Annotated in this window: 30 protein-coding genes and 1 pseudogene; 15 read left to right on the forward strand and 16 right to left on the reverse strand. The window is 29.3% G+C overall.

Going from position 1 to position 25,171, the window contains the following annotated elements; genetic code table 11:
• Positions 1-145 (reverse strand): zinc-ribbon domain-containing protein (locus tag ACJDU8_RS21970; protein WP_406794344.1); only part of this gene is annotated, 145 nt, incomplete at its 3' end.
• Between the two features lie 705 nt (positions 146-850).
• Between ACJDU8_RS21970 and ACJDU8_RS21975 the strand changes: the two are divergent.
• From ACJDU8_RS21975 to ACJDU8_RS21985, 3 genes and pseudogenes are all read left to right on the forward strand, one after another.
• A pseudogene (locus ACJDU8_RS21975) lies at positions 851-1,984 on the forward strand (methyl-accepting chemotaxis protein); the annotation flags it as partial.
• Between the two features lie 725 nt (positions 1,985-2,709).
• Positions 2,710-2,910, forward strand: coding sequence for a hypothetical protein (locus ACJDU8_RS21980; RefSeq protein WP_406794317.1), 201 nt, complete (start codon positions 2,710-2,712; stop codon positions 2,908-2,910).
• 9 nt (positions 2,911-2,919) lie between these two features.
• Positions 2,920-3,108, forward strand: a complete 189-nt coding sequence (locus tag ACJDU8_RS21985; RefSeq protein WP_406794345.1) for an integrase core domain-containing protein — start codon at positions 2,920-2,922, stop codon at positions 3,106-3,108.
• 84 nt (positions 3,109-3,192) lie between these two features.
• Here the strand turns inward: ACJDU8_RS21985 and ACJDU8_RS21990 are convergent, their stop codons facing one another.
• Complete coding sequence (locus ACJDU8_RS21990; RefSeq protein WP_406794318.1) at positions 3,193-3,612, reverse strand: hypothetical protein; 420 nt, start codon at positions 3,610-3,612, stop codon at positions 3,193-3,195.
• A 300-nt stretch (positions 3,613-3,912) separates the two neighbouring features.
• On the opposite strand from ACJDU8_RS21990, the gene ACJDU8_RS21995 reads away from it, so the two are divergent.
• Positions 3,913-4,110: a transposase gene (locus tag ACJDU8_RS21995; RefSeq protein ID WP_406794319.1), complete on the forward strand. Its 198-nt coding sequence runs from the start codon at positions 3,913-3,915 to the stop codon at positions 4,108-4,110.
• Between the two features lie 269 nt (positions 4,111-4,379).
• On the opposite strand, the gene ACJDU8_RS22000 is transcribed toward ACJDU8_RS21995, so the two are convergent.
• Positions 4,380-5,066 (reverse strand): response regulator transcription factor, encoded by a 687-nt coding sequence (locus tag ACJDU8_RS22000; protein ID WP_406794320.1) that lies wholly within the window; start codon positions 5,064-5,066, stop codon positions 4,380-4,382.
• 533 nt (positions 5,067-5,599) lie between these two features.
• Between ACJDU8_RS22000 and ACJDU8_RS22005 the strand changes: the two genes are divergently transcribed.
• Positions 5,600-6,157, forward strand: a complete 558-nt coding sequence (locus ACJDU8_RS22005; protein ID WP_406794321.1) for an MCP four helix bundle domain-containing protein — start codon at positions 5,600-5,602, stop codon at positions 6,155-6,157.
• 546 nt (positions 6,158-6,703) lie between these two features.
• On the opposite strand, the gene ACJDU8_RS22010 is transcribed toward ACJDU8_RS22005, so the two are convergent.
• The 4 genes from ACJDU8_RS22010 to ACJDU8_RS22025 form a co-directional block, all read right to left on the reverse strand.
• Positions 6,704-7,027, reverse strand: a complete 324-nt coding sequence (locus ACJDU8_RS22010) for a hypothetical protein (protein ID WP_406794322.1) — start codon at positions 7,025-7,027, stop codon at positions 6,704-6,706.
• Between the two features lie 556 nt (positions 7,028-7,583).
• Positions 7,584-8,261 (reverse strand): response regulator transcription factor, encoded by a 678-nt coding sequence (locus ACJDU8_RS22015; RefSeq protein ID WP_406794323.1) that lies wholly within the window; start codon positions 8,259-8,261, stop codon positions 7,584-7,586.
• A gap of 435 nt (positions 8,262-8,696) precedes the next feature.
• Positions 8,697-9,167: a hypothetical protein gene (locus ACJDU8_RS22020; protein ID WP_406794324.1), complete on the reverse strand. Its 471-nt coding sequence runs from the start codon at positions 9,165-9,167 to the stop codon at positions 8,697-8,699.
• 127 nt (positions 9,168-9,294) lie between these two features.
• Positions 9,295-9,450 carry a hypothetical protein gene (locus ACJDU8_RS22025; protein WP_406794325.1) on the reverse strand — a complete coding sequence of 52 codons (156 nt, stop codon included), beginning with the start codon at positions 9,448-9,450 and terminating at the stop codon, positions 9,295-9,297.
• A gap of 370 nt (positions 9,451-9,820) precedes the next feature.
• Between ACJDU8_RS22025 and ACJDU8_RS22030 the strand changes: the two genes are divergently transcribed.
• The 4 genes from ACJDU8_RS22030 (at position 9,821) to ACJDU8_RS22045 (ending at position 11,407) form a co-directional block, all read left to right on the forward strand.
• Entirely contained in the window at positions 9,821-10,132 is a 312-nt protein-coding gene (locus ACJDU8_RS22030; RefSeq protein WP_406794326.1) for a helix-turn-helix domain-containing protein, read from the forward strand.
• A 16-nt stretch (positions 10,133-10,148) separates the two neighbouring features.
• On the forward strand, positions 10,149-10,505 hold the full coding sequence (locus ACJDU8_RS22035) for a helix-turn-helix domain-containing protein (protein WP_406794327.1): 357 nt from the start codon (positions 10,149-10,151) through the stop codon (positions 10,503-10,505).
• A gap of 129 nt (positions 10,506-10,634) precedes the next feature.
• Positions 10,635-10,817, forward strand: a complete 183-nt coding sequence (locus ACJDU8_RS22040; RefSeq protein WP_406794328.1) for a helix-turn-helix domain-containing protein — start codon at positions 10,635-10,637, stop codon at positions 10,815-10,817.
• The gene (locus tag ACJDU8_RS22045) at positions 10,808-11,407 is read left to right on the forward strand and encodes an IS3 family transposase (protein WP_406794346.1); all 600 of its coding nucleotides are present in this window, start codon (positions 10,808-10,810) and stop codon (positions 11,405-11,407) included. Before ACJDU8_RS22040 ends, ACJDU8_RS22045 begins: the two co-directional genes overlap by 10 nt.
• 185 nt (positions 11,408-11,592) lie before the next feature.
• Here the strand turns inward: ACJDU8_RS22045 and ACJDU8_RS22050 are convergent, their stop codons facing one another.
• Positions 11,593-11,814, reverse strand: coding sequence for a hypothetical protein (locus tag ACJDU8_RS22050; RefSeq protein ID WP_406794329.1), 222 nt, complete (start codon positions 11,812-11,814; stop codon positions 11,593-11,595).
• 719 nt (positions 11,815-12,533) lie between these two features.
• Between ACJDU8_RS22050 and lepB the strand changes: the two genes are divergently transcribed.
• The 4 genes from lepB to ACJDU8_RS22070 all read left to right on the forward strand — a co-directional run bounded on the left by lepB (position 12,534) and on the right by ACJDU8_RS22070 (position 16,629).
• Positions 12,534-13,106: a signal peptidase I gene (gene lepB, locus ACJDU8_RS22055; protein ID WP_406794330.1), complete on the forward strand. Its 573-nt coding sequence runs from the start codon at positions 12,534-12,536 to the stop codon at positions 13,104-13,106.
• A gap of 887 nt (positions 13,107-13,993) precedes the next feature.
• The gene (locus ACJDU8_RS22060) at positions 13,994-14,215 is read left to right on the forward strand and encodes a hypothetical protein (RefSeq protein ID WP_406794331.1); all 222 of its coding nucleotides are present in this window, start codon (positions 13,994-13,996) and stop codon (positions 14,213-14,215) included.
• Between the two features lie 598 nt (positions 14,216-14,813).
• Complete coding sequence (locus tag ACJDU8_RS22065; protein ID WP_406794332.1) at positions 14,814-15,971, forward strand: diguanylate cyclase domain-containing protein; 1,158 nt, start codon at positions 14,814-14,816, stop codon at positions 15,969-15,971.
• A 478-nt stretch (positions 15,972-16,449) separates the two neighbouring features.
• On the forward strand, positions 16,450-16,629 hold the full coding sequence (locus tag ACJDU8_RS22070) for a helix-turn-helix domain-containing protein (protein ID WP_406794333.1): 180 nt from the start codon (positions 16,450-16,452) through the stop codon (positions 16,627-16,629).
• A gap of 293 nt (positions 16,630-16,922) precedes the next feature.
• On the opposite strand, the gene ACJDU8_RS22075 is transcribed toward ACJDU8_RS22070, so the two are convergent.
• The 4 genes from ACJDU8_RS22075 to ACJDU8_RS22090 form a co-directional block, all read right to left on the reverse strand.
• On the reverse strand, positions 16,923-17,858 hold the full coding sequence (locus tag ACJDU8_RS22075; protein ID WP_406794334.1) for a G1 family glutamic endopeptidase: 936 nt from the start codon (positions 17,856-17,858) through the stop codon (positions 16,923-16,925).
• A gap of 758 nt (positions 17,859-18,616) precedes the next feature.
• Positions 18,617-18,985, reverse strand: coding sequence for a hypothetical protein (locus ACJDU8_RS22080; RefSeq protein WP_406794335.1), 369 nt, complete (start codon positions 18,983-18,985; stop codon positions 18,617-18,619).
• Between the two features lie 94 nt (positions 18,986-19,079).
• The gene (gene terS / locus ACJDU8_RS22085) at positions 19,080-19,865 is read right to left on the reverse strand and encodes a phage terminase small subunit (RefSeq protein ID WP_406794336.1); all 786 of its coding nucleotides are present in this window, start codon (positions 19,863-19,865) and stop codon (positions 19,080-19,082) included.
• A gap of 246 nt (positions 19,866-20,111) precedes the next feature.
• Positions 20,112-21,203, reverse strand: a complete 1,092-nt coding sequence (locus ACJDU8_RS22090; protein WP_406794337.1) for a hypothetical protein — start codon at positions 21,201-21,203, stop codon at positions 20,112-20,114.
• Between the two features lie 437 nt (positions 21,204-21,640).
• Between ACJDU8_RS22090 and ACJDU8_RS22095 the strand changes: the two genes are divergently transcribed.
• Positions 21,641-21,841 (forward strand): helix-turn-helix transcriptional regulator, encoded by a 201-nt coding sequence (locus ACJDU8_RS22095; protein ID WP_406794338.1) that lies wholly within the window; start codon positions 21,641-21,643, stop codon positions 21,839-21,841.
• Between the two features lie 61 nt (positions 21,842-21,902).
• Here the strand turns inward: ACJDU8_RS22095 and ACJDU8_RS22100 are convergent, their stop codons facing one another.
• A complete protein-coding gene (locus ACJDU8_RS22100; RefSeq protein WP_406794339.1) occupies positions 21,903-22,178 on the reverse strand; it encodes an uS8 family ribosomal protein in 276 nt (91 codons plus the stop codon).
• Between the two features lie 195 nt (positions 22,179-22,373).
• Positions 22,374-22,724: a hypothetical protein gene (locus tag ACJDU8_RS22105; protein ID WP_406794340.1), complete on the reverse strand. Its 351-nt coding sequence runs from the start codon at positions 22,722-22,724 to the stop codon at positions 22,374-22,376.
• Between the two features lie 401 nt (positions 22,725-23,125).
• Between ACJDU8_RS22105 and ACJDU8_RS22110 the strand changes: the two genes are divergently transcribed.
• Positions 23,126-23,563 (forward strand): hypothetical protein, encoded by a 438-nt coding sequence (locus ACJDU8_RS22110; RefSeq protein WP_406794341.1) that lies wholly within the window; start codon positions 23,126-23,128, stop codon positions 23,561-23,563.
• Positions 23,564-23,786: 223 nt separating this feature from the next.
• Here ACJDU8_RS22110 and ACJDU8_RS22115 read toward each other — a convergent pair whose 3' ends face one another.
• Both ACJDU8_RS22115 and ACJDU8_RS22120 read right to left on the reverse strand, forming a co-directional pair.
• Complete coding sequence (locus ACJDU8_RS22115; protein WP_406794342.1) at positions 23,787-24,038, reverse strand: hypothetical protein; 252 nt, start codon at positions 24,036-24,038, stop codon at positions 23,787-23,789.
• 139 nt (positions 24,039-24,177) lie between these two features.
• On the reverse strand, positions 24,178-24,987 hold the full coding sequence (locus ACJDU8_RS22120) for a hypothetical protein (protein WP_406794343.1): 810 nt from the start codon (positions 24,985-24,987) through the stop codon (positions 24,178-24,180).
• Between the last annotated feature and the right edge of the window lie 184 nt (positions 24,988-25,171).

The following is a 25,171-nucleotide window of genomic DNA, read 5'->3' on the forward strand; positions in this document are numbered from 1 at the left end:
TGTTTCGTTGCTTTCTTGCTCTTCTACAATCAATACATCTCTGAGGCTCATTGTCGAATCCTTTTTCTTTGTAAAAATCTTGTTCAGCTTCAGTAAATACGAATTCCTTTCCACAATCTTTGCAAACTATTGTTTTATCTGCCATTTATATATACCTCTTTCTTTTAAAGTACCCCCTAACGGATGGACACAATATGTTTAAGATGGAGTCCATGTATTCCTCTTATCATGGTATCGTTAGGGGATGAGTTTATTATAGCACTCTTTAACAATATATGGAATTAATATTAAAAAATGAGAATTATCTTTTGTGTCTGACAATTAAAAGTTAAATTAGCTACAGAGCAATTTAGGACATGTTAAGATACAAGGTGATTTGTATTACTTGCGAATTCAAAGCCGGATATTGGGCATGTGTGGAAGTTTTAGAAGGGTATTAGCTAATTAGGTACATATTCTTTTCTATTTTATAATATAGCAGCGGATAGATGATGTATTATTATGTTTGTTAGATGAATTCATCCTTTTTTACACATAAATTTATTTTATTATAACACACTACACATAATAAATTATGTCGTGTGCTCTGCGGGGCTTTTGACCAGTATTACTACTAGTTTTTTTTAAGCCAATAAAATAAAAACTAATATAAAACATAAAATGTTCGATTATAAAAAAGTAATATCACATTTTAATCTCATTAGGGGGCATTCATTATGAATTTTTTAAAAAAACAAATGTAAGAACAAAATTAATTTTATCTTATACAATATTAGCCATATTAATTGCTATAGTTAGTATTATAGCAATAGTGTCATCTAAATCAATAATTGTAAAATACCATGAGGCAATATTAATGGTAGTAGGATTATTCCTCAATATAAGTTTCGGCTTAATTATTTCAAAAGATATAAATACTCCATTAGTGAAGATAAAATCTCTCGCAGAAAGACTAGCTACATATGACCTGTCTACATCAATTTCTATCACAAGACAAGATGAATTTGGACAAATAGGTATAGCTCTAAATACAGCACAAGAAAATGTGAGTAGCTTAATCAGACTTATTATGGAAAACTCTCAAAATATTAACGCATCCAGTGAAGAACTTTCAGCAACTGTAGAAGAATTGACAACAAAGATAGATGTCATTGATGAAGCAGTAGATACCATTGCTTCTGGTATGCAAGAGTCAAGTGCTGCCTCAGAGGAAATAAGTGCATCTGTTGAAGAAGTAGATTCAAGTATCAATGAGCTCTCGTCTAAAGCTATGGAAGGAAGTAATAATGCAAATCAGTTTAAAGAGAGAGCTACAGCAGTTAAAAACAATAGCCGAAAAGCTATTGATGAAACTCGAAAAGTATATGGTGAAGAACAAGAAAAAATCAAAAAAGCTATTGAAGATGGAAAAGTAGTAGACAGTATAAGAGTTATGGCAGATACCATAGGAAGTATAGCAGAACAAACAAATTTACTTGCATTAAATGCAGCAATAGAAGCTGCAAGAGCAGGAGAACAAGGAAAGGGATTTGCAGTAGTGGCAGAAGAAGTAAGGACGCTGGCAGAACAATCTGCTGAGGCAGTAATAGGTATTCAGGATACTATAGTAAAAGTGCAGGAAGCATTTAAAAGTAGTGCCGATACAGGTAGAGATATATTAAAATTTATAAGTACACAAGTACATGAACAATTCGATGCCTATGGCGAAACAGGTAATCAGTATTATAATGATTCAGATTTTGTAAGCAAAATGTCTGAGGAAATTGCTGCTATGTCTGAAGAAATTACGGCCACGGTTGGACAAGTAAGTGAAGCTGTTCAAAACATGGCACAGGTGTCACAAACATCAAGTGAACAGGCAGAAACAATAAAAGAGAGCATGGATGAAGCCACAAAAGCAATAGAACAAGTGGCAGTAACAGCACAAAGCCAAGCAGAACTTGCCCAGAATCTTAACGAAACGGTGCAAAAATTTAAGCTTTAATTTACTGCTCCTTTTAAATGTTAGTGTAAGCTTTAAATAAAGTTTAATCAAAATATAAGTTTTTTAGTAGGCCCAGTACCAGCAAACGTGTAACTAGGGGCAAAGTGTATTCCATAATTTAGGTACTCGTATTAGATGTTTTATTGTATATTAGACATTAAATTTAAATTGTATCAAAATATCTTTTTAGGCTTGGGGTTAGTATTTGCAAGCTTAGAAAAAATAGCTATTCAACAACCTATTATTATAATCATAATCAAAGTCATCCTTTACTGATATTTTTCAGCGAAAACATTATATCATAGGAGGGTGACTTATTTAATTTTTCACTCTAGTTAATAAACAAAACATGAAATTTGTGGCTTACCCCTTGAGTAAATAATAATGAACAAATTAAGAGTAAAGGGGTATTTTATGGCAGTCCAATATACTTATTACTTTTTAGTTATAGTAGCTTGTCTTATAGTAAAAAATATATAAATTAACGTGAGTTCGATGGAAGAATTTAAGGTATAAAAAAATCCCATTTTTTTGTTTTATTTTTTGCTTGCGCTCATATAATAAAACTTGTTGATGAGATTTTTTATACCTAAAATTTCTTTATTTACTTTATCGAGCTCAGGTTAAAATAAAGAGAAATGAAATATTGCAGTTGACAGAACTATAACAGGCTCAAATCAACTATGGGAAGTGGATATAAAATATGGCTACCATAGAAGGTGAAGATGAAAGATGCTACAGCACTACTCAAAAAGTATTTAATAAAAAGAAACTTGTTTGAGGAAGGCTATAAAAAGCCAGTAATAAGAACAGACAACGGACCTCAGTTTATAAGTCATAAATTTGATGAATGCTGTGAAGAACTTAAAATTGAACATGAGAGAATACCAGTGAAGACGCCAAATAAAAGCGCGCATGTAGAATAATTTCACAGAATACTTGAGGATGAGTGTCTAAAAATTAATGAATTTCAAAGCTATGCGGAAGCATACAAAATAGTAAATGAATTTATGGAATTCTACAATAATAGGAGATTACATTCAAGTTTAAGATTTATTGCTCCACATGAATTTTATAACCTTTATTTTGGAGAAAACCTAACAAATATTCAAATAAGGGTCTAAATTTAAGAGAAATGAAGAATTTATTAGATTCTGTCCAAAACGAGGGGGGGTAATCCGATTATTAAGACACATACTTACTTTAAGTTAAACTGGAAGTAAAAATCTTATAAACTGTGCAACAATATTACAGAAATAATCCGGGAAAAAACTAGGCAAAAAAGTTCTTACTGCGGTTTTTAGAAAATCGCACATTGAATTACTTGCTTGTGCTACTTTATTTAAAATTGATCCTATATCAGTTCTCGTGAAATACTTAGCAGTAATAGGAAAACACCCAACTATTTTATCTACTACAGTATTCCAATAATCTGTTAACCAAGCAGCTACCTTAATTGCTAATTCATGTCCATCATAAAGTTTAACATTTTGAACTTGAGCAATCCATATTGGCGAATTATAACTAGTAATAGCTTGAGTATTAACTATATTGAGAAGACCTAGACTACTAGTAGTAACAATAGTTAAAATTACTACTATAATTTCAATTATTCGAGTACTTTCCATTAATCATATTCCTTTCTTAATTTTATCATATGTTTTGTCATTTTTACATCAATATCCATCATATGCAAAAGTTATATTTGAACTATCAATTACACATGTGAATTTACGTTAAGCTATTATTGAGAGAATTGTTTTGAAAAAATTTAAATTATTTCACTTAACTTTATGTTTTAAAAAATTATAACTAATAATTTTGGGCATAATATCGTATAATTATGTGAAATTTATGTAATGCATAAAACCTAAAGAGTAATCTCTAAAGATTTATTTACGTAAAAATAATTAGAGGTAACTAAAGGCATGAAGGATAAGGAACAAACAGTTACAAGAATATTATCTGGTGAAATAATGACAAGTCTAATGGCAAAGGAATTAGGCGTACATTATTCAACCGTAAGAGATTGGGTAAAGGAGTATGAGAAAGGTAGCTTAAATGCCTTTCACGGCAGTGGTAACCTTAAACCTGAAGATGATGAAATAAGAAGGCATAGAAACTAGAGTAAAAAATACTCTACAATTTCTAACACTTGATTTATACTAAGCTGAAGATCAAGCTTACTATGAATTTGATCCTCAACGTACTTAATAGAAATATCTCCCGTATCAGCATGAAGAAAATTAATGTTTTTTAAATCTTCTACATCAAGTTCATCTTCGTATTCACTTGAATTTTTTGTTCCATTACTACAGAGGCCCCCTCATAGATATAGGGTTCCTCACTATATCTTTAGTTGTAACTTTACCTGACACTTTTATTTTAAACATCTTCATAGGCTCTCAAGCAATTTATAACCATGTCCATATATTGTTTCTATAGTTAATCTATCAACCCTTTTTCTAAGTCTTCTTATGGTATCATCTACTACCCTGCCAGAACCGAAATAATTGATACCCCAAACATTTGTTAGAATCTGGTCTCTTAATATTAAATTATTCTTATTTTCAGCAAGATAACTTAATAATTCAAATTCCTTATTGGTAAGTCTAATTTCTTTACCTCTAAATAAAACCATCCTTTGCTTTTTATTAATGGAATACCCTCCAATCTCCATATTGAAACTCTCTGTTATATCTGTTGTATTGGTATTTCTATAAATTTTTTTCATGAGATTATTAGTTCTTATAACTAATTCTCTTGGTAAAAATGGCTTTGACAAATAATCATCACTACCAAGCTCTAATCCTATTATTTTATCAAACTCTCTATTTCTTGCAGACATGAATATAACAGGGGTATTTTTATTATTTTGTTTTATATATTTAATTAGTTCATAGCCACTTATATCTGGAAGCATTATATCAAGTATCCAAAGGTTAGGCGTATCCTTTATTCTATTTTTTGCACAATTTCCATTAAAAAAGGTAGTTACATCATAACCTTCTTTTTGAAGATATTTTTCAAGTAACCTATTTAAATTATGTTCATCCTCAACTAAATATATTTTTTTAGTCAACTCTATCACCTCAGCTTCTGAATTTAAATTAGAATTATCCTAGATAACACCTCTAAGACATTCGTTATGATGACTTTATAAAAGTTGAATTTTTATTGTTAAAACATATTTTAATTTATTATAGTTAATAATTATAAGTAAATTGTCAATTCAAAATAGAAATAATATCAAATCATAATGTTAAATCCTATATTTTTCATATAAAATCTGGCATTTTTTAATATTTATTTATCCATAAAATTACATATACTTTGCAATTATAGCACTTATGCTGGTATTAGGCCAAATTGTTAGAAGAGGTTTTAATAATAACATAAAGATCACACCATCATTTGGAATTATTTCCACAATTATTAGATATAATTTATTTCAGAAGAAAGTTAAATAAATCAATTAAAGAGCATATTAAGTAGGTAAATTGATTTATATGATATATATATTTTAAATTTGACAAATATAACTAAAAATATTCCTTAATTTTAAAGTTGAATTTTTATTATGCAATTACTGTGTTACTGAGGGGAGAATTTATTGTGAATTTTTTCAAAAACATAAAAGCAAGAAGAATTTTTGGCTCATTTTATGTAAAGGTTGCTTTATTAGCTATTGTGGTATCCTTAATTGGAATAATATTATTTAAAATAACCTATGAAAAATCCATAGAAATGTACAATCATAGACTTCAGAGTATCTATATGTTGGATACTATAAAGGACAATTCATTTCATATTGAAAATAATCTTATGAAGCTTATCCAATTAACAGATGATTCTAATAAGAAAGATATGGAAAAAGAAATTCAAACTATTATAAATATGGATGAAAAATACATAACATCTTGTGAAAACCTTTCTATAAATAATAATGAAAGACAAACATATGAAATATGTAAAAGTGATTTTAAAAAATACAGAACTTTAATAGAAAATGAGCTTAAACTTATTGAGGTAAAAAATTTCAATGAAGCATATAAACAAAGCACGCAAATACCAGTTATTGACCACACAATAATGGATGATCTTGATAAACTTATAAATACAAATTATAATGAGGCAAGAAAATTACTCAGGCACCCATTCTATATATATTAGGTTATTAAATAATTGAATTTGGAAGTATGAAAAGTAGCTAGAGTGAAAAACGCTCTAGTTTTATTATGTTTTAACAAGAATATATAACTGTATATGTAAAAATGGACGGAAATCGCACCGTAATGACAAAAAGACCTTCTTTGACATTCTTGGAGTCTCCTACAACCATCAAGAAAGAAGGTGTGAAACCGCCGCATAAAACACTTTTATTATATTATAATTTAAAGTTCGTGTCTTCAAAAAATCATGAATACAGGAGCTTTTCTGATATGCAAAAAATCGTATTAAAATAGTACTTATTCTAAAATTTGTAATAACATGAATTTGTTTTACCTTAATCTCTTACACCAACTGATTTAATTCATTATTCTTGTGTTTTAGCTTGATGGACATGTGGCAAAACCCCAATATAATATATTTTCTTGTTTAATATCTCTTACTTAAAATTATATTTACTTGCAATATGTTATGCTTACTAAATTTTGATCATTAACATTTCACTTGTAAAATAATCACATCATCAAATATGATTATTAGTAGAGTTTATCAATCTATTTTTCTGACTTTAAATTTTGATTCTTCACCATTGCAGAATATAAACTTTCCTGCTACTAAATCCTTATTAATAATCTTAATCCAACCAATACCATTCACTGGTTCAAGTTCATCTGTACCTAACCACTTAAATGCAAATTTTTCAGAATTATCTTGAGCTACAATTTTTCCTATAAAGTCACCCGTAACTAAACCAAATCGGAATTCTCCTTTTCCATCACCGTTGATTCTAATGAATGCTTGTACTCCCGTATTAAAATATTCTTCATCACTCATCTCCATTTCGCAGATATTCCAAATACCTTCAAATCTCATGATTTTCACCTCCTTTTATACTCATTTCTCAAATCCATCTTAAGAGTTATTAACTGATTTATATATGTATATACTGATTTACTACTTATTAAGTTTGACAATACCTAATGTAGTCATTATTTCTACCATATCTATATTCGGTGACACTAGTATAAATGCTACTTTATCTTTAGTTACATATAAAACTCTTAACTATAAACAAATAATACCATGAACAATTACTATTGCGACAGATAATCATATGTTTATATAGGAAAATGAACAATACATTTTTTATATATCATTATTGTTCGTGTCAAGGATAAAAAAACGTTCATGCCACCAAATATAGAGTTATATGGAATCTATTTTAGATGTATACTTAATGCAGATAAATATTTTCAATAAAGCTTGGGAACTATAACATGAACACCTTAGAAATAATTCAAACTACATCAAAATATACAATTATTTTGTACTGGCTACAACTATGACTTCAATTAATATTCGCAGCCTTACCCGACTGTTATAAAAATCACTATTGTAAATATTAATCATATACTCGGCATTAATGACTTTATCTAATTACAACCAGTTTATAACCATATCCATATATCGTTTCTATGGTTAATTTATCAGCTTTTTTTCTAAGTCTTCGTAAGGTATCATCTACTACCCGGTTAGAACCAAAATAATTATTACCCCAAACATTTGTTAAAATTTGTTCTCTTGAAATCAGACTATTCTTGTTTTCAGCAAAATAGCTTAATAATTCAAACTCCTTATTAGTAAGTTTAAGTTCTTTACCTTCAAATGAAACCATCCTCTGTTTTCTATTAATTAAATATCCTCCCACCTCTATGTTCAAAATTTCTGTTTTATTATTAGTATCATAAATTTTTTCCATGAGATTATTGGTTCTCATAACTAATTCTCTTGGGAAAAATGGCTTTGGTAAATAGTCATCACTGCCAAGTTCTAACCCCACTACCCTATCAAATTCTTCATTTCTTGCAGACATAAATATAACAGGTGTATTTTTATTATTTTGTTTTATACATTTAATTAATTCATATCCATTTATGTCCGGAAGCATTATATCAAGTATCCAGAGATCAGGCATATCTTTTATTTTATTTTTTGCACAGCTTCCATTAGAAAAAGTAGTTACATCATAACCTTCATTTTTAAGGTATTTTTCAAGTAAATCATTTAGGTTATGTTCATCTTCAACTAAATATATTTTCTTAGCCAATTTCATCACCTCAACTTAAATTAATATTATAGTTGAGTTCAACTATAATGTCCTTATTTTTATAAATTTACAATATTTATAAAATGCCTGCTATTCACTGAATATGTAATTGGAGTTTCTATACATTTAAACTCCTAATTATAGTAGAGCTTTGAAGTTAACTATAGTTCACCAGATATTGGATCTTTTTTATTGCGTATGTAAAAGTTACTACTATAAGTATAATAAACACCATAATTTGAAAGAAATATTTTGGAGATAAAGAATCCCATCCCATATTGCTTTACTATAATAAACAAATAAAATAATTGGGATGGATTCTTATATTAAATTTATCAATTTAAATAGATTGTAGTACTTTTTTTATATTTATTAGATATTATGCTATTTGCTTTGATTTTCTAAGGTTTATAATGTTTTCACTGATTTATTAGATCAAATATTATTATTTTTGGCTCCATTAGATGTTTGACTATTTTGCTTTACTGCGTTAGGTACTGGATTATCATGTCTTGTTCCACTAGTTGGTGCAGGTATTTTCCATGTAGAACCCCAGTTAGTGAATACATTTAATATTGAATATTCCTGGCTTTGAGCTATAGTACCTGATGCTACTAAAGCATCTAATTGAGCCTTAAATGTTTCTCTTATTGTTATTTTGCCATTATAATATAGATCTAATATTGTTGTTTTTTGGGCTTGAGTTATGGTACCTGATACTACTAAAGCATCTAATTTAGTTTGAAAATTTGCAAAAGAATAAGTATACTTGTAAGTTATATTAGAACTATAATTGTTGATGGAAGATGCACTAACTGTAGTAGCTACTCCTGTATTTAATAATAATGGTACTGCAATTACTAAAGATGTAAGTATTTTATTTTTCATTTTTAATATTTTTAACATTCTTAAAACCTCCTAAATTTTTGATTATATAATATTTTCTTTAATTGCTTTACTTAACTCTCTTTCCGAATAAATTGTAATTAATAATTATGAGCATAATACCCAACAACTAAGCTTTAGAAGGGTATTACCTAAACAGGCATATATTCTTTTCAGCAACTTCCTTCAAAGCTTTTCTGTACATTCTTTCATATTGCTCATCTGCCATGGAAGAAGCCCTACAAAGTGCTAAAGTCAATAACATGATACATGCAACAATCATAATTGAAGAAATTTCCCACATAAAAAACCCTCCTAAAATTTTTATTATATATTAATATGTTCTTTAACTGATTTATTTAGCTTTCTTTTGAAATAAATTATAACTAGTAATTATGGGTAAAATACTAGGCAATAATGTGAAAACCATGTTATTTTGAAAATTCCCTTTAATAAATTTATATACTTTTTAAAGAAGTACTATTTGCAACTTTATAATTATTAACATAGCTAAGATTTTTTATCGAACTCTAGACTAAAAATGCTCTAGTTTTATTTTTTAGTATCTACCTAATTAGACATTATAAATTATTTGTAAATGGTTGATATTGATATGCTCCCCATAATAGTAGACAGATGAAATATTTAAAATCTACTATGTGAGGAGCATTATTATGTCTAGGAAAAAATATGATGATAAATTTAAAATGAAAGTTGTTAACGAGTATGAAGCAGGTGGCGTTTCCTGTTATAAACTTGGACTAAAATATAACGTTGATGCTAAATGTGTTCGTACTTGGTGTCGTCTTTATAAGGAGTTTGGAACAGCAGTTTTTACAGATAACCATGCAAATATTAACTATTCTGCCGAGTTCAAGAATCAAGTCGTGACATCATATCTGGAAGGAGGAAAGACATATCAGGCAGTTGCACTTGCATACGGAATATTTGCACCCACTACTACGACAGTGGGTAATGCAGTATAATAATCATGAAGAACTAATGAATTCCAGGCCGGAGGAATTGTCTGATATGGTTAAAAATAATACTCGCAGTACCACTTTAGAAGAACGCATTCAGATCATAGAATACTGTATTAAGAATGATAAAAACTACGCTTTAACTGCAAAAGAATTTAATGTGTCATATGGGCAGGTGTATAACTGGGTAAGAAAGTATAATGCGAATAGGCCAGAAAGTCTCCTTGACCACCGCGGAAAATGTAAAGATAAGGAGACTATGACAGGATTAGAACTGCTACAAATAGAAAATCGAATGCTGAAAGCAGAAACTAAGAAACAACAGATGGAGATTGATTTCCTAAAAAAACTCGAGGAAATCGAGAGGAGGCGATTCTAGAAAGGACCAGACATTCAGCAGTATCATACAATCAATGAACTACTTAATGAGAATAAAGGCTATTCTATCACCTCATTATGCAAGCTAGGAAATATCAGCCGTTCATCTTACTACAAGTGGTTAAATCATATGGATAGCGACAACGATAATTTAAACAAGCAGATAGCTTCAAAAATAGAACAAATGCATGTCGAACATCCAGATATGGGATACCGAAGATTACGCGACGCATTGGCACATGATGAAGACATCAATGTAAATGATAAAAGAGTTCTTCGCATTTGCCGTAAAAAGAAGATTCAATCAATTTAAAAGGTCGGCATAACTGTTGCACAAAACCTGCTTCAGCCCCAGCCTATGTAGCAGAAAATATATTAAATCGTGAGTTCAATGCAGAACATCCAAACGAAAAATGGGTTACAGATGTTTCTGAATTTAAATATGGAATAGGTACTAAAAATGCAGGAAAAATTTACTTAAGCGCTATTATAGATTTGTGCGACAAAAGGCATGTATCATATATCATTAGTGATCACAATGATAATCCATTGGTATTTGATACCTTTGATGCGGCCGTAGCTGCAAATCCAGATGCGCACCCACTGTTTCATTCTGATCGCGGTTATCAATATACTTCTAATGACTTTCGTCAACGTATTCTCAAAGCTGGGATGACGCAAAGCATGTCTAGAGTAGCACGATGTATTGATAATGGACCTATGGAAGGATTTTGGGGACTGATGAAAAGAGAAATGTATTACACTAGAAAATACCAGACTAAGGAAGAATTAACAAAAGCTATTGACAGTTATATGAATTATCATACGAATCAAAGGCCACAACGGAAGTTAGGTGTTTTGACACCGATGGAATACCATGAAAAACTATTATTAGCTGCATAGAAAAACTGCCGTGCACAAAGTGAACGGCAACATCTAAATTTTTGTTTTTTCAATTGTCTACTTGACGGGATGCACACCATATTTAGCTACTTTTCATGTTTCTCAATTTAGTTATTCACCAACCCTGGAATATAAAAAATAAGCTTACTGATAAGTAAACTTCAGTAGGCTTATTTATAATATTGTTATTTCCTGTGATTTACTGGCTTCGGTACTGGTTTTGTTGCTGGTTTATGCGTATTTGGCTTTGGTGCTGGTTTCGCTGCTGGTTTTACGGGTGCTTTACAAACTACTCCTGGTCTATTATTAACAGGACTCGCATGAACTGTTGTGGCAATTCCTGTATTCAGTAACAATGGTGCTGCAATCATTGCAGCTGAAATTATTTTATATTTTAATTTTAGCATTTTTCTTACCTCCTAAATTTTTAAATATTTATTGTGACTACTTTAGTTATATTCTAATTACTCTTTTTGACAATTTAATGCACTACCAATGTTATTCCCATGTTATTTCCATGTGAAAGTGTGGGACCACCAATATTTTATTAAACTATCATATTTCAACAACATATAAGACTATTAAGTATAATTACTATTATTCTCTATTAACGGAAGCAGAAATGACTTCACAAGAAAAAATAAATGGATTTAAATAAATATAGATTGCTGAATAACCATTTTTAAAAATTTAGTTATTTAACACCCTAATAACAAAAAGAAAAGTTTAAATTAACTAAGGAGAGCAGTTTTATAAACATACTGATAGCTGATTTACATTTATTTTATTTAATAGGCACAAAAACTTATGTTATACTAAAAAAGTGAAAGAAATGATGTGTATTGGAAAACAATACACTAAATTAGTTCGTTGTTCTAGTTGACTTTTCCTATAGAAATTACTTAATTTAGGACAGTTGAATTTTTAGAGTCTGAAAGTTCAACTCAGATTATTCAATGATTTTATATTTTGACTAGCACAACAAATTAAGTTATTTAATTTGGAAAGGAAGTGAAATAGCAACCACCGGCTTATGGTAGGTAGTGTAGAGAGCTGCCATTATGTACATTAATTATTACAACCGAAAAATAATTAAGTGTATGAATAATATTTGCAGGGTATTTTAGTGAGACTTGTAATTATTATAAAGCCAATTAAAATGGATGAAAAAAACAGAGTAGATTATTATAAAAAAATAGGTGCATATGTAATAAGCATAATATTGATAATAGGCATTGCATTAGCTTTACGTACTTATGTTTTCGCTAGGGTTACCGTAAATGGTCCATCGATGCAGGAAACATTATATAATAATGATTCATTATTTGTTGAGAAAATAAGTACTGAAATGCACAATGTAAAAAGAGGAGAAATTGTTGTATTTGATCCTAAAGTCCCAAATGAAGGTTATTTTATAAAGAGAGTAATAGGTATAGAAGGCGACGTAATTGAAATAAAAGGAGGACATGTATATTTAAACAATAATCTTCTCAAAGAAAACTATTTATCAAAAGGAGTCGTTACTGAACCAATTGCAACTACAACTAAGTATGTTGTTCCTAAAAACCATGTATTTGTTTTAGGTGACAACAGAACCAATAGTACAGACAGTAGAATGCTGGGTTCAATTGATATAAAAAATTTAAAAGGTCATGTCATAGTGAGAATATATCCATTTAATAGAATGAAATTGTTTTAACCTTACAATTTAGAATAATCATGTAAATATTTATATATGTTGTGTTGTAGTGGTAATTTTATGTTATTCACAGGGGGCGTAATATTGTCCCCCTGAATTATCAATCAATTAATTTCGTAACGAATAAGTAAAAATATTGCTATTAAAGTAAATATAACTATAAATATAACAAAGTATTTTCGTCCTTCATGTGATAAATCTTTCCATTCTGTACTTCCCAATAATAGCTGACCGTAAATTAAGCCCTCGCCATTAAATATGAAAACTTATTTTGAAACGCTTTATGTATTGTATTGATGTTCTGATACTATTTTTAATAAAAGATTATACAGTAATTGTACAATAGAATTTCAACGTCTAATTTTCCATATAAATCCATGTCGCTGTCTCAATAATAATTTATTTATGGTATTATTATTGAGGTTGTTGATAAACTCTCTTGACTTTACCCCTAACTGGAAGGTTATTTCAGGATATTTTAAACTGTTACCATAACAGCACCTCCTAAATTGTTCGTATACACATTCTACCAATTGAGCAAATTTCCTTCTTAATTTTTGGGGAATTTTATATATAAAGTAAAACCCAGCAGGATTTCTACTAGACTCTTTTATTATACTTACTTATAAAAATTGTATTAGCAATCCCATATTTTGCTGTTTTTCACAAAATCCAAAATATTTATTATATGAGTTTCACATCACTACGCCATTTTATGATCATAATTTGCAAGTATTATTTTCTTACAAATTAAATTTACATGAAAGAACTACCATTTAATAAATATTTTAAGAGGTAATAAATAGTAACAAATACCACATATAATTATAAGTGTCCCAAGGAAATGAACTTAGCGAAAATTAAAATGATTAACTGGAAGGGTGAATATGATGTATGACTTTCCCAATAGTATTATAGGTTATAGTACAAATAGATTGCAACATTTGGAAGATGAAATAAGAAAAGTGGAATTTGAACATAAAAGACTAAATAGAAATTGCGAAGTTGAAGTAATACCTAAACCTGATCCAATGTTGATTACATTTGATGGATATACAAATATTTCATTCCAGCTTTCTATATATATTAGACGTTTGAGCATTAGTTAAAAATACACATCACTAAGAGTATTGATATATCAATACTCGATTCAATTTTAGAATTTAACTAATTTTAATGTTTTGCTTACCGCAAAGTGTATCATCAAACTATTCGAACATTGCAAGACACTTTTTCAACCTATTTATGCGGGTTTATCTTTATTTTTCTCTTTCTTTTTATATGTATTATTTAACTATAGCTTTTTGATACAAATAATCCTTTGTACTTTATGTCTGCATTTAACGCTTTTATACTTGTTTATAAAATCATATGATTTATATACACTATTTTTTTGAAATAAACTAATTTAGTCCATTAAATGTTAATCCTATTGTGTTGAAACTACAAAAACATAAAAAGCTATTGTTTATATAATTATAAAAATATTACACTATACACTTACTATAAGCATTAAAGTTACTAAAGGTTTTCATCAAACTCCCGTTATTTATAAGAGATAACTAGGAAAACGGCAAAATTTACTTAACAATGATTAAAATAACAAATTAGCATTTAACATAGTTATTTCCAATCTTTTATATTCACGGGGGAATTAGAAAGAACTTAAAGATTAATCACCAACACAACATTGTATCAAGAGAGATTTTGATTGAAATTAATTCTATGGGAATTATTACATCCATCACTCCCAACTGCAATACTATTTTAGGCTATAGTGAACATGAAATGATAAATATAAATATTCAAAAATACTGCAATATTAGCTTAGAAGATACTATTACTCATAGAAGTTTCCATACTGAAATTATTAAAAAGGATGGATCTACATCATATTTTGATATATATATTAATTCAATAGTTAATAATGATAATACAATAATAGGTTACTGCCTGTCTCTCATAGATATTAGCAACTACAGGGAAATTGAGAGAAGAGGAAACAACCTACAAAAAATGCTTGAATGTTCTAAAGATATTATTTGTAGTTTTCAAATAATACCGGAACCAAAGATGATATATATTAGCCCATGTGTGAAAGATATGCTTGGTTATAGTGTAGAGGAGTTCCAAACTAATCCTATGATACCATTTGAAATAGTTCATCCAGATGATTATGAGATACAACAATCAAAAATTAAAAGTAACACAGATTTTTCAAAATTATTTCAAGCAAGATTTAAGCATAAGGATGGATATTATTTATGGCTAGAAGATTATATAATTCCAACTTATAATCAGAATGGACAACTTATTGAAGTAGACACAATCTGCAGGAACATACAAGATAAGAAAGAAATGGAGGAAAAACTCAAAAAATTAAGTTATACTGACGCACTAACAGGGCTGTATAATAGAACTTATTTAAATAAACAAATCCAATTATTCAGTGAAGAAGCAAATATGCCTATTGCTGTTATAGTATGCGATTTAGATGATTTTAAGTATATCAATGATACTTTTGGTCACCTTGAAGGTAATACATTCCTTAAGAATGTAGCCATTCTTCTAGATGATATTTTTCCAGACGACTCAATTATTGTTAGAAGTGGTGGAGACGAATTTCTAATTATTATAGCTAGCGTTTCCTTAAAAGAAGCTGAAGGCATTTATTCAACCATGCTTTTAGCACTTAATAAGCATAATGAAATTGGTAAAATACAAATTAGGCTTTCCACCGGCTTTGCCTATTCAAATACATCAAAGAACATACTTGAACAAATAAATAAAGCAGATAAGGCTATGTATAAAAATAAATATATAAGAAAGCTGGCTACTAATCATAACCATTTAGGATATGATTAGTATTATTTTCTTTTTTTATGAGAAATGTAATCGAAAATGGGACTCCCCTTTCGCAAGCACTATATGAGCCATGAAGTGGGTACTCATATAGGTAGCTTGCGAAACCATTAATACCTATTGAAAATAATTCTTTTTCTTAGTTGCTGTACACCCTATTAAGGGTGTTTTATAAGTTAGGACGTAAATTAAAATATGTAAAATTTAAAATAAAACAGTTATATTATTTTCCTTAAAAATTAAATAAAAAAAGAAGTCTTTACAAACTTCATATATGCAGTCTAATACAAGTATCATTTTTTATAACCATATATCTTAGTAATATACTTGTGTGTTACAATATACCTAAAAAATAAAATAAGGTGATATTATAATTATTAAGGGTTCTGAATTTAATAAATTTGCTAAAATTGTTTTTACTGATGATCATGGAAAATATAAAAAAGGTGAAGAGAGACCACTTATAGAAGATGCTGTAATTATGGGTGATGATGAATATAAAAAACTGATGCCTCGTTTTCAACATGGAAAGATTTTAAGTGCTAATGATATTGCCCAAATAGAGAAGCTGCATTTACAAGGTTTAAGTTTAAGAAAAATAGCAAAACAGTTTAAAGTTTCACACCAGACTGTACAAAGAGTTTTAAAACAAGAATACTAATACAAAAGTGCTTATGCGGTAGTACTCGCAATTTGTGCAAAAATCTTGTTAAGAAAAAACAACTGCCATAATTTCAAATAAATTGAAATAACAACTACTTTTTATTTATTACTTATTTTTCAGAATAAATTTATATTCCACATAGTTAACATATAACCTATTTTTTATATACCTGAAAGCGTTGATTTTACTATGCTTTGAATTATCAAAATTAAAATTTTTTCAGTAAACCTCCAGCTTAAAACTAGGCTGGAGGTTTACTGAAAATGACTATGAATTACGCGGTATATTAATTATCGCCAATAATGTCTATTTATGCTAAAAGGAATTGAGTTGTGCCTCAAAGTTCGCTTGGGGAATCTTCTTAATCTATGTCCACCAGTTGAAACTGAAGAAGTTGAATTAGTACTTGTAGTAGTGAATGATTCACCATCTGTACCTAGTTCAGAAGGAGAAATCACGATAGCTCCACTACTTGATACCATAGCGATAGGTTGAACAGTATTACCAGACGCATTTAATGCTTGACCATTAACCATTGCTGACTGATATTGTACAGTACCCATATTTGCTAGAGGAACCAGTTGTCCGTTTGTATCAGAAGGATCTTCACTAATCCATTCTGCTGATGTCCCAATTCCTTGAGCATAAGAAGAATCTAATGTGGTGGATATTGTTTGAGTTTGTGTTTGGACACCAGATGTATTTACAGTAAATGTCAAATCCCATGTAGAACTCGAGGATTCAGCTATACTAACCTTAATAGTTGAACCAATAGGAACACTTATTACATCTTGAGCAACATCCGGTAGCTGTTCCCAAAACACCTCTGCTGTAGGTTGGCCATTTTCCATTTGCTCTATGGTTCCCATTTGAAGGAGATCTGTTGAACTTACTCCTCCCAAACCAATCCACTGTGAAGCAACTGCATTTTGTTGGGTTGATGAAATATTAGGGACTGTCCAGCTACCAGAAATACTAGTATAACCACTATTAGCCGTAGGCGTAACTATATATCCTCCCCAGTTGCTTGATTCTTCTGTATTGGTAGGAATGTTTACTGTAGCCGTAGTATTTTGTGGTTGTTTATGGTACCGTAAATTACGTGAATTAGCATACTGCTTGCTGGTAATAGGTTTAGCCGAAGCTACATTGTCAATAGAGCTAATTCCCAGTCCAATTAACACTACTAGAGATATAATTTGAATCTTTCTTAATAAAGTTTTCATCATTCATCCTCCTTCATAAAATTTATCAGTTTAAATATCGAATGAACTTAACCAATAAATATATGTTTTATATAATGTTCTTAATTTTATAACATATTTTCATATTTTAGTAGGTGTTTTATGAAGATCCACATATTACTTTTTATTTTACGAAAATAGGACTAACCCTTAGCTCAGTTTTGTATTCTACTAAGGTTTATTATTCATTATGTGATATTACAAAATAGTCATTGGTAGGATCTGGTGCCCATTAGTTTCCATAGTGTTTATAGGATATTAAAAAATTAAACAACTAATTAATAAATATGCCATTAAATTGTAACAAAACCCCCTTATAATAATAGGTGTCCTAAGAAAATAAACTTAGCGAAAATGAAAATAACTTATTTACATATATCCCTTAAAAAATAATTGTAATTGCTAACTTTGTGTCTGTAGTTGCAGGGCACGTTAAATTAAAGTGCAACTGCCAGAAATTTGTATATTAATTAAATTAGACTCCTTATATGAAAAGGTAAGTACCTGTTATTTAAGGTGCTTATTTTTTTATTGGGTTGTTTTATCATTAATAGGCAAAGCCTCTCAGAATAAGTACGATTATTAAAAGTAATTTATTTTAACATTTGAATACCTAGTACAATTTTTACTATTAGGAAAATACGTATTATAATAGAGTGGTACTTGCTTCTCTATTTTTTTATTTTAGATTTATATAAATTGTTAAAATAACCCTATATTCTATAAGTGAGGGTAGTTCGCTAATTACCAATGACCCCTATTTTGCTCAACGGTACTTTTAGTAATTCAATAGCTTCAGAAATCTTATACTTATACTTATTTGTCCATACTTCATCAATAAACCTATGAAATATATTACGATATATTTTCATTAATACGTTGCATATTCTTTTTATATCTTTATGTATTTGTGCATATTTAAGTGGTGCCTTAGTCTTTCTAATATTCTTACAGCTATTTATTATTAAATTAAAGGATGTATTCATTAAATCTAAATTACTATTATCTATTGATTCTACAAATTTATTACAACTTATAGATAAAACTTTACATTCTCTTACAATATTGAACTCATATTCCTTTTCTTTACAAAACTGAGTTTTCAACATATTATCCCCCTCATAAACTATGAGTTAGTACCCTTTTATCATTGAAGAGAGGGTACCGCAAATTTGGGGCAGAGGTATTAGACTCTAACAACATTTAATCATTATAATTCTCATCTTCGCCACCATCTTTGATTACATATTCTATATCTTCGTCAAGATTATCACGGTTTGTCTTTTCTATTTCAACTCTAATCTTCTCGATTCTTAATTTCTGCTCTTCTGTATCCATATCCCAGTTATTGTAAAGTATTTCATCATACTGCTTAATCATACTTCTCAACTCTGCCATAGCTCTCGATTGAGCCTGCAAAAATGTTGCTTGTCTATCCCACGCAAACTGAAACTCATATTCAATCTCGGTGTTTAATACTTTTGCATCCTTATCTTCTCCGATAGCAATACCCTTAGTCTTCTTGAGCTCCTTAATCATTTCTTCTTTATTTTTAACATGCATAATTCTCTGTGACCTTGCTATGGCCGTATACTGAATTATTATGTTTTCCCAGAGCATATCCAAAGTATCTTTTATCATAATATCTTGTACTATCTCCATTGTTTCAGGTGGAAAAATCCTAGAAAAAAAGCCATGGGATTCAGCTTTTTTGTTCCGTTTTGTAAATTGATTTTTAGGATTATGATTACCACTTCTTATTCGTTGATTTTGAATACCCCTTGACTGTTTATCACATTTGGAGCGTTCCGTATCTTTTGGGAACGTTCCATTCAATTTATCATCCCATTTATCTTTGTTCTTCCACCCTCTTATGCTTCCAGGTGAAAGATTTAAAAGCTCTGCAATTTTTACTAAATCAATATTTCCACCATGTTCTTTGTAAATCTCAAATGCCTTATCTCTATTTGGACTTCTCGGTCTTGCCATGTCTACATTGTCACCACCTACCCTGCTTTTTACAACATTTCTAATTATATTTTAATATAAATTGTACTCCTATGCATATTTCAAGGGGTACGGAGTGCAAAATAAAAAGAGTGATTTTACACACCCTTTTACTTCTTTTATTTTCTTTTTACAGTTGCAAATAATAAATTTTTACTTATTTCATATTCTCTAAAAGCACCAATAAAATCACTATCTTTTATTTTAATTTTTCAGCTTGTAGTTTATTTAAACATTTTTCAAACGCATTCTTCTAGTTTCACAATACGGTGGACCAAACCCTTTATACATATTAATCTTTGCAGTACGTCTATACTCGTTATTGATGGCAATAGGTCGCCTATTTGTAAATCCCAAATAATTTTCTAGTGTATCTTTCCCTGTGTCTGTCAGTTCGTTCCATAATCCATAATTTAGAGGATATGTTAACGAAAAGTTACCCTCTAATACTTTTGAAAATCTTTCATCAGAATTATTTTTAATGTTTGTTGCTGGAAAAACATAATTTATAAATACTGGTTTGCATACTTGTTTTGAATAATCAGCGTTAGTAGAAAAGTATGCTATGCCGTCAATTTTAGAATTTCTAGCTACTTGTAGAATGAGCTGAGGTATAACATATTCTGTTTTAAATTTTCTATAAGAAGTTCTATCTTTAACTTTCATAGAGCATGCACAAATTATTGGCCAAGTAATAAAAAATCTTTCCTGAAAATCTTTTCCTTTACCACTATTTTGTAGATTGAAGTCTTGAATTGTATAGCTTAAATCTAAAATTTTTAATTGTGGATTTGATTCATATCTACTCACATAGAGATTACTAAGTTCAGGTCTTCCCAATTCCTCCCAACATACATATACTGATCCTCCTAGATATAAACAAGGGAATCCGGGTATACTATATCTTTCTGTATGTATTAATTCACGTTTATCAAACGGGACATGAAATAAATCATAACTTTTATATTCATAAAAATCACCTATCCTAGCCCTGTATAGTTGCCTATACTCTTCTGGATACGATATATCTTCAAATGAGTCTATAAGTAAATTATCTTTTATATTAGAATCATTAAATATAGATTCAATTTGAGTATATGCATCATAGGTTTTGCCATCTAAATACAAACTAATAGCTAGCTTTAGATTATTTTGTATCCTTGTGATAATAGGTATTATATGTTGAAGTTCATTTACTTTTTTTATTAAACTTAAATAATTGTAGAGACTCTCTTCTAATTTATTAATTACACTTTTATCATCATCTACCTGTATAGGTAATAAAAGTTTCTCATTTTTTAATAATTCTTCGATACCCATATAACATCCCTCCATTTTTACACATTAAGCATTTCTACACAAAACCCTATTTTCCTGCTTAAATATATAAAATATAGAAATTCAAGCCATACTTTGCAGCTACCTTCTATTATCTATTAACAAATACTTGGTATTCGCATAGTGATATTATATAATATAATTGTGGTGAGGGGCGATAAGATGGCTAAAAAGAAGAAGTCTAAAGGGCTCGATACTAAAGAAACAATCCAGCTAGTAATCTCAATAACAAATTTGATTGTAGCTTTAGTAAAACTTAATCATAATCATATGGTTAACTTAATAATATCATATGGACTATATAAATAAAAGGAGGGATGATATCGTGAGTAAGATTGGTAAACTAGCTTTAGGCATAAGTATCATAGCCTTAGCTATTAGCTGTATAACTCTAATATTACGATTAAGCAGGTGATGGAATGTATCAATTTAACTCCAAAGAGGAACTCTTTAAATTCCTCTTTGACAATATTATAAATACTAAGGAGGCAACTCAAATTCTAGGTTGCAGCCGTCAAAATATTGATGACTTGGTGAAACGTAGCAAATTAGTTCCTATTAAAGTTTTTCCCCGTGATAGGTTATTTTTAAAAGAAGATGTTTTGGCACGTAAAAAATAGTTAAAAAGAGCATAGATTAATTTCTATTTAATTTATGCCCTTAAACATGTCTTATTTTTTTCTATTGTTTTAAGTACCACCTGGATGTATTAATTTTGATACTCAAATTGCTGGTAATCCGTTCAAAACCTTTTATTACCTTACTTTCCTCTTCAAGTTCACATAAAGCACTATAAATTGCAGGACCATCTAAATGAGCATTACCTATTCTCAGAAGAAATTTTAAAGTGGTCAATGGACATTCACTCAATTCACTTATATAATTTTGTTTCTTTAGTATGTCTATTATTTCTTCCTTCAATTTCCCTTTATCTGTACTTAATTCTTCTCCATCCATACCTATACCCCCTCCTTCAATTTTTTATAAATAATGATAATATCCTGCTAAAATAGAAAGATGATAGATGTATACTGTCTATTTAATCTTTTTATTCCCGTTTTTTATTAATTTTATTATTCTAAATAAAAAAGAGAGCTTCCACTCTCTTGAATTTATTAGTAAAATATAAGATTTCTTATAAGTACAATAGTACTAATACTTGTTTTGATCAGTTGGAAACAGGCTTAATATTATATGCTCTTGATTTTGTGTTACAGTATCTTTTGTTACTAAGGTATCTAGCTGTTTTGTAAAATCTGGTGTTGTAGTTATCTCATCAGTATAGAACATATTCAATATCATTGTCTCTTGAGCTTGAGATATATCTTCTAATGCTACTAAATCATTTAATTTAGTTTCAATATTGGCAGAAGGTGAAATGTACGTTATAGGTATAGCTCCCTCAGTATTGTTAGTGGAACATGCATGAACCATTGTGGCAAATCCTACATTTAATAGCAATGGTACAGTAATTATTAAAGACGTAAATGTTTTATTTTTCATTTTCAACCCTCCTAAATTTCATTATATTATACACGCCTAATTTGTATTTGTTAAGTATTTCTACAAATAACTCTAAATTCCTGCTTAAAAATAAAAAAAATAGCAGCATGTGCCACCACCTTAATTAAGATTTTTGTATATAAAAATAAGTACCCTTTTATTTGGGTACTAAATTATAATTATAGCTGGAGTTTTTAAGACAGATGTATGTTATTAGGCTATTAATCTCCACTATACTTTTTTCAATTGGGAGGATTACAGAAACTACAGCTTTTTATTTGATACTACCTTAAAGGTAATGGCAATATTTACTAGATTTCTAAATTCCTTATAATATTCATATTTTAGTAGTTATTAATAATATATTATACTAACTACTATTGGAAGGATGATAATGAAAATTGGAAACTCAGCAAACACCTACAAACATTACCTTTAGAAAAATACCCTATATACTCACAATATGCCCATGCCTACTTCTTATAGCTTATTCCAGAAGTAAATTAAGTGCTTTATTAAAATCGATTCCTCATGATGATTTATTTAATTTCGTGTGGATGTATATGAAATCTGATAGCCACCAGGTATTTTTAATTCTAGCACTACTACTATTGATTATCGCAACAATGTTCACTTCTACATATCTCCTTATTAAAAAATTTGAAGATGAAGAAAAACAAGGTAAAATATTAAGTGTAATACTAATACTATCTAATATATCTGTAATCATTATTACTATTTTATCAAGCCTAATACTATTTAAAATTATATCTACGATAATTCTTGTAAGCTTTTTAATTTTACTTGTATCTCCATCGATAGGTCCAAATAGAGAATAATAACAATATTCCTATACTGTTGTATATCAAGAGCAGAAATGCTCTTTTTAATTTTTTTAAATAGGCACTACAGAATCATGTTTTTTGTCTCTATTTATAATTGGTTTATTCATCAGGAATATCATCTATAACCTGTACACCCAAACTACTATTTTGCTCTATTTCCTATTTATCTCTCCACCTAGATTTCAATAGAACCACCTCCTGATAATTTTACTGTAGCTTAAGCTTCACAACTTTTTTTAGCTCCTTTAGCCTTTTCAACCTCCATATCTTCTAATAAAGCTTCTAAAAATTCATCTCTCAATAGTGCTTTGAGTAATAACTTAGCAGCGTGTTTTCTTGGTGCTTCATAGTCACCTAGTAAGATAGCAACACCATCAATCATAGCTGTTATTGGATTATCTATGTATTTGAGATTTTCAGTGTTAAATACTTTTCCTTTAAAAGAATTTAAATCTCTTTTATTATCCATAAGCAGTTCCCTCTTTCATTAAATATTTGTATGTAAATACTTATTTTCCTATAAATTCTTATGTATATACTACCATAAAATAGTTTAATGCGCTAAAATTAGTCTTCATCATTACTTTGTTACAAAAACAAAAACTAAATTATATTCCCCAACTCTCTTTTAATGTATTAATGAGCTTCATCATACCGGCATCACCCTCCTTCATATCTGGATGAAATTTCAATGCCAGTACTTTATATATCTTTTTTAATTTGACTTTTTCATCCTCCGTGTAGTTACTATGTTTATTTCCCAAGTAACTACTATAATCATAGCTACTGTAGTTACTACTTCCACTACCATAGTAACTACTTTTGTAATATTCCTGTTGTGCTTTATAATTGCCCTGTAACTCTTTTAGATAATCTTCATTTCTAAGAACTCCAAATACATCATAACAATAATCATAGGTGTTATCGCCATATTTCTTTTCAAATTTCTCCTTAGCCTTACGATACTTTTCCAGTATTTTATCATGTTGCTTCTTAGCCTTATATTCTTCTGTAAGCTTAAACTCCTTCTCTACTGTTGCTATTATAGGGTCAAACTTTTTATACACCATATCACATATCTGTTCTTCCGTTATTCCTAACTCTTCAGCTTTTCTTCCAAGCCCACCTATGACATGATCTCCTATGTATGACCACCCATCAGTTATATCATAATATCCCACTGTACATATTACCCATTGCTTTTTCTTAACCTTCCCATTTTCCCTATAACTTTCATGAATACTTATCTTGAATGCCTCCCTATGAGGCCTCTTAAATTGTTCTCCAGTATGCCTGTAATAATATTTTGTATAAGCTTTACCATCAACAGACAACGTAGATGATTCCACTTTTAACTCCTTATACTCTCCATTAGTATTTTCTTTTTTATTAAAAACCTTCTGTATGACACAATACAATGATTCCCGCCACCTCACTATAATAGTGGTTACTACTTAAACTTTCATAGTAACCACAGTTTGTCTTACTTACACTTATATTTTTACTTCCCTGCTAAAATTGCTATTTTTTTTGTCTAAAAGTTCATTCTGATGTTTTAAAGCATCTGTGTAACCCCTAACATAGTCTGCTCCAACTCCGTAG

Origin of the sequence: Candidatus Clostridium eludens (assembly GCF_045310515.1) — a bacterium.
Classification (GTDB): Bacteria; Bacillota; Clostridia; order Clostridiales; family Clostridiaceae; genus Clostridium_B; species Clostridium_B eludens.

Bases quoted from the DNA above. Each gene is read 5' to 3' on its own strand.
- ACJDU8_RS21980 (WP_406794317.1), top strand. From the start codon at position 2,710: ATGAAAGATGCTACAGCACTACTCAAAAAGTATTTAATAAAAAGAAAC.
- ACJDU8_RS21990 (WP_406794318.1), bottom strand. From the start codon at position 3,612: ATGGAAAGTACTCGAATAATTGAAATTATAGTAGTAATTTTAACTATT.
- ACJDU8_RS21995 (WP_406794319.1), top strand. From the start codon at position 3,913: ATGAAGGATAAGGAACAAACAGTTACAAGAATATTATCTGGTGAAATA.
- ACJDU8_RS22010 (WP_406794322.1), bottom strand. From the start codon at position 7,027: ATGAGATTTGAAGGTATTTGGAATATCTGCGAAATGGAGATGAGTGAT.
- ACJDU8_RS22020 (WP_406794324.1), bottom strand. From the start codon at position 9,167: ATGTTAAAAATATTAAAAATGAAAAATAAAATACTTACATCTTTAGTA.
- ACJDU8_RS22025 (WP_406794325.1), bottom strand. From the start codon at position 9,450: ATGTGGGAAATTTCTTCAATTATGATTGTTGCATGTATCATGTTATTG.
- ACJDU8_RS22030 (WP_406794326.1), top strand. From the start codon at position 9,821: ATGTCTAGGAAAAAATATGATGATAAATTTAAAATGAAAGTTGTTAAC.
- ACJDU8_RS22035 (WP_406794327.1), top strand. From the start codon at position 10,149: ATGAATTCCAGGCCGGAGGAATTGTCTGATATGGTTAAAAATAATACT.
- ACJDU8_RS22040 (WP_406794328.1), top strand. From the start codon at position 10,635: ATGGATAGCGACAACGATAATTTAAACAAGCAGATAGCTTCAAAAATA.
- ACJDU8_RS22050 (WP_406794329.1), bottom strand. From the start codon at position 11,814: ATGCTAAAATTAAAATATAAAATAATTTCAGCTGCAATGATTGCAGCA.
- ACJDU8_RS22060 (WP_406794331.1), top strand. From the start codon at position 13,994: ATGATGTATGACTTTCCCAATAGTATTATAGGTTATAGTACAAATAGA.
- ACJDU8_RS22070 (WP_406794333.1), top strand. From the start codon at position 16,450: ATGGGTGATGATGAATATAAAAAACTGATGCCTCGTTTTCAACATGGA.
- ACJDU8_RS22075 (WP_406794334.1), bottom strand. From the start codon at position 17,858: ATGAAAACTTTATTAAGAAAGATTCAAATTATATCTCTAGTAGTGTTA.
- ACJDU8_RS22080 (WP_406794335.1), bottom strand. From the start codon at position 18,985: ATGTTGAAAACTCAGTTTTGTAAAGAAAAGGAATATGAGTTCAATATT.
- terS (WP_406794336.1), bottom strand. From the start codon at position 19,865: ATGGCAAGACCGAGAAGTCCAAATAGAGATAAGGCATTTGAGATTTAC.
- ACJDU8_RS22090 (WP_406794337.1), bottom strand. From the start codon at position 21,203: ATGGGTATCGAAGAATTATTAAAAAATGAGAAACTTTTATTACCTATA.
- ACJDU8_RS22095 (WP_406794338.1), top strand. From the start codon at position 21,641: ATGTATCAATTTAACTCCAAAGAGGAACTCTTTAAATTCCTCTTTGAC.
- ACJDU8_RS22100 (WP_406794339.1), bottom strand. From the start codon at position 22,178: ATGGATGGAGAAGAATTAAGTACAGATAAAGGGAAATTGAAGGAAGAA.
- ACJDU8_RS22105 (WP_406794340.1), bottom strand. From the start codon at position 22,724: ATGAAAAATAAAACATTTACGTCTTTAATAATTACTGTACCATTGCTA.
- ACJDU8_RS22115 (WP_406794342.1), bottom strand. From the start codon at position 24,038: ATGGATAATAAAAGAGATTTAAATTCTTTTAAAGGAAAAGTATTTAAC.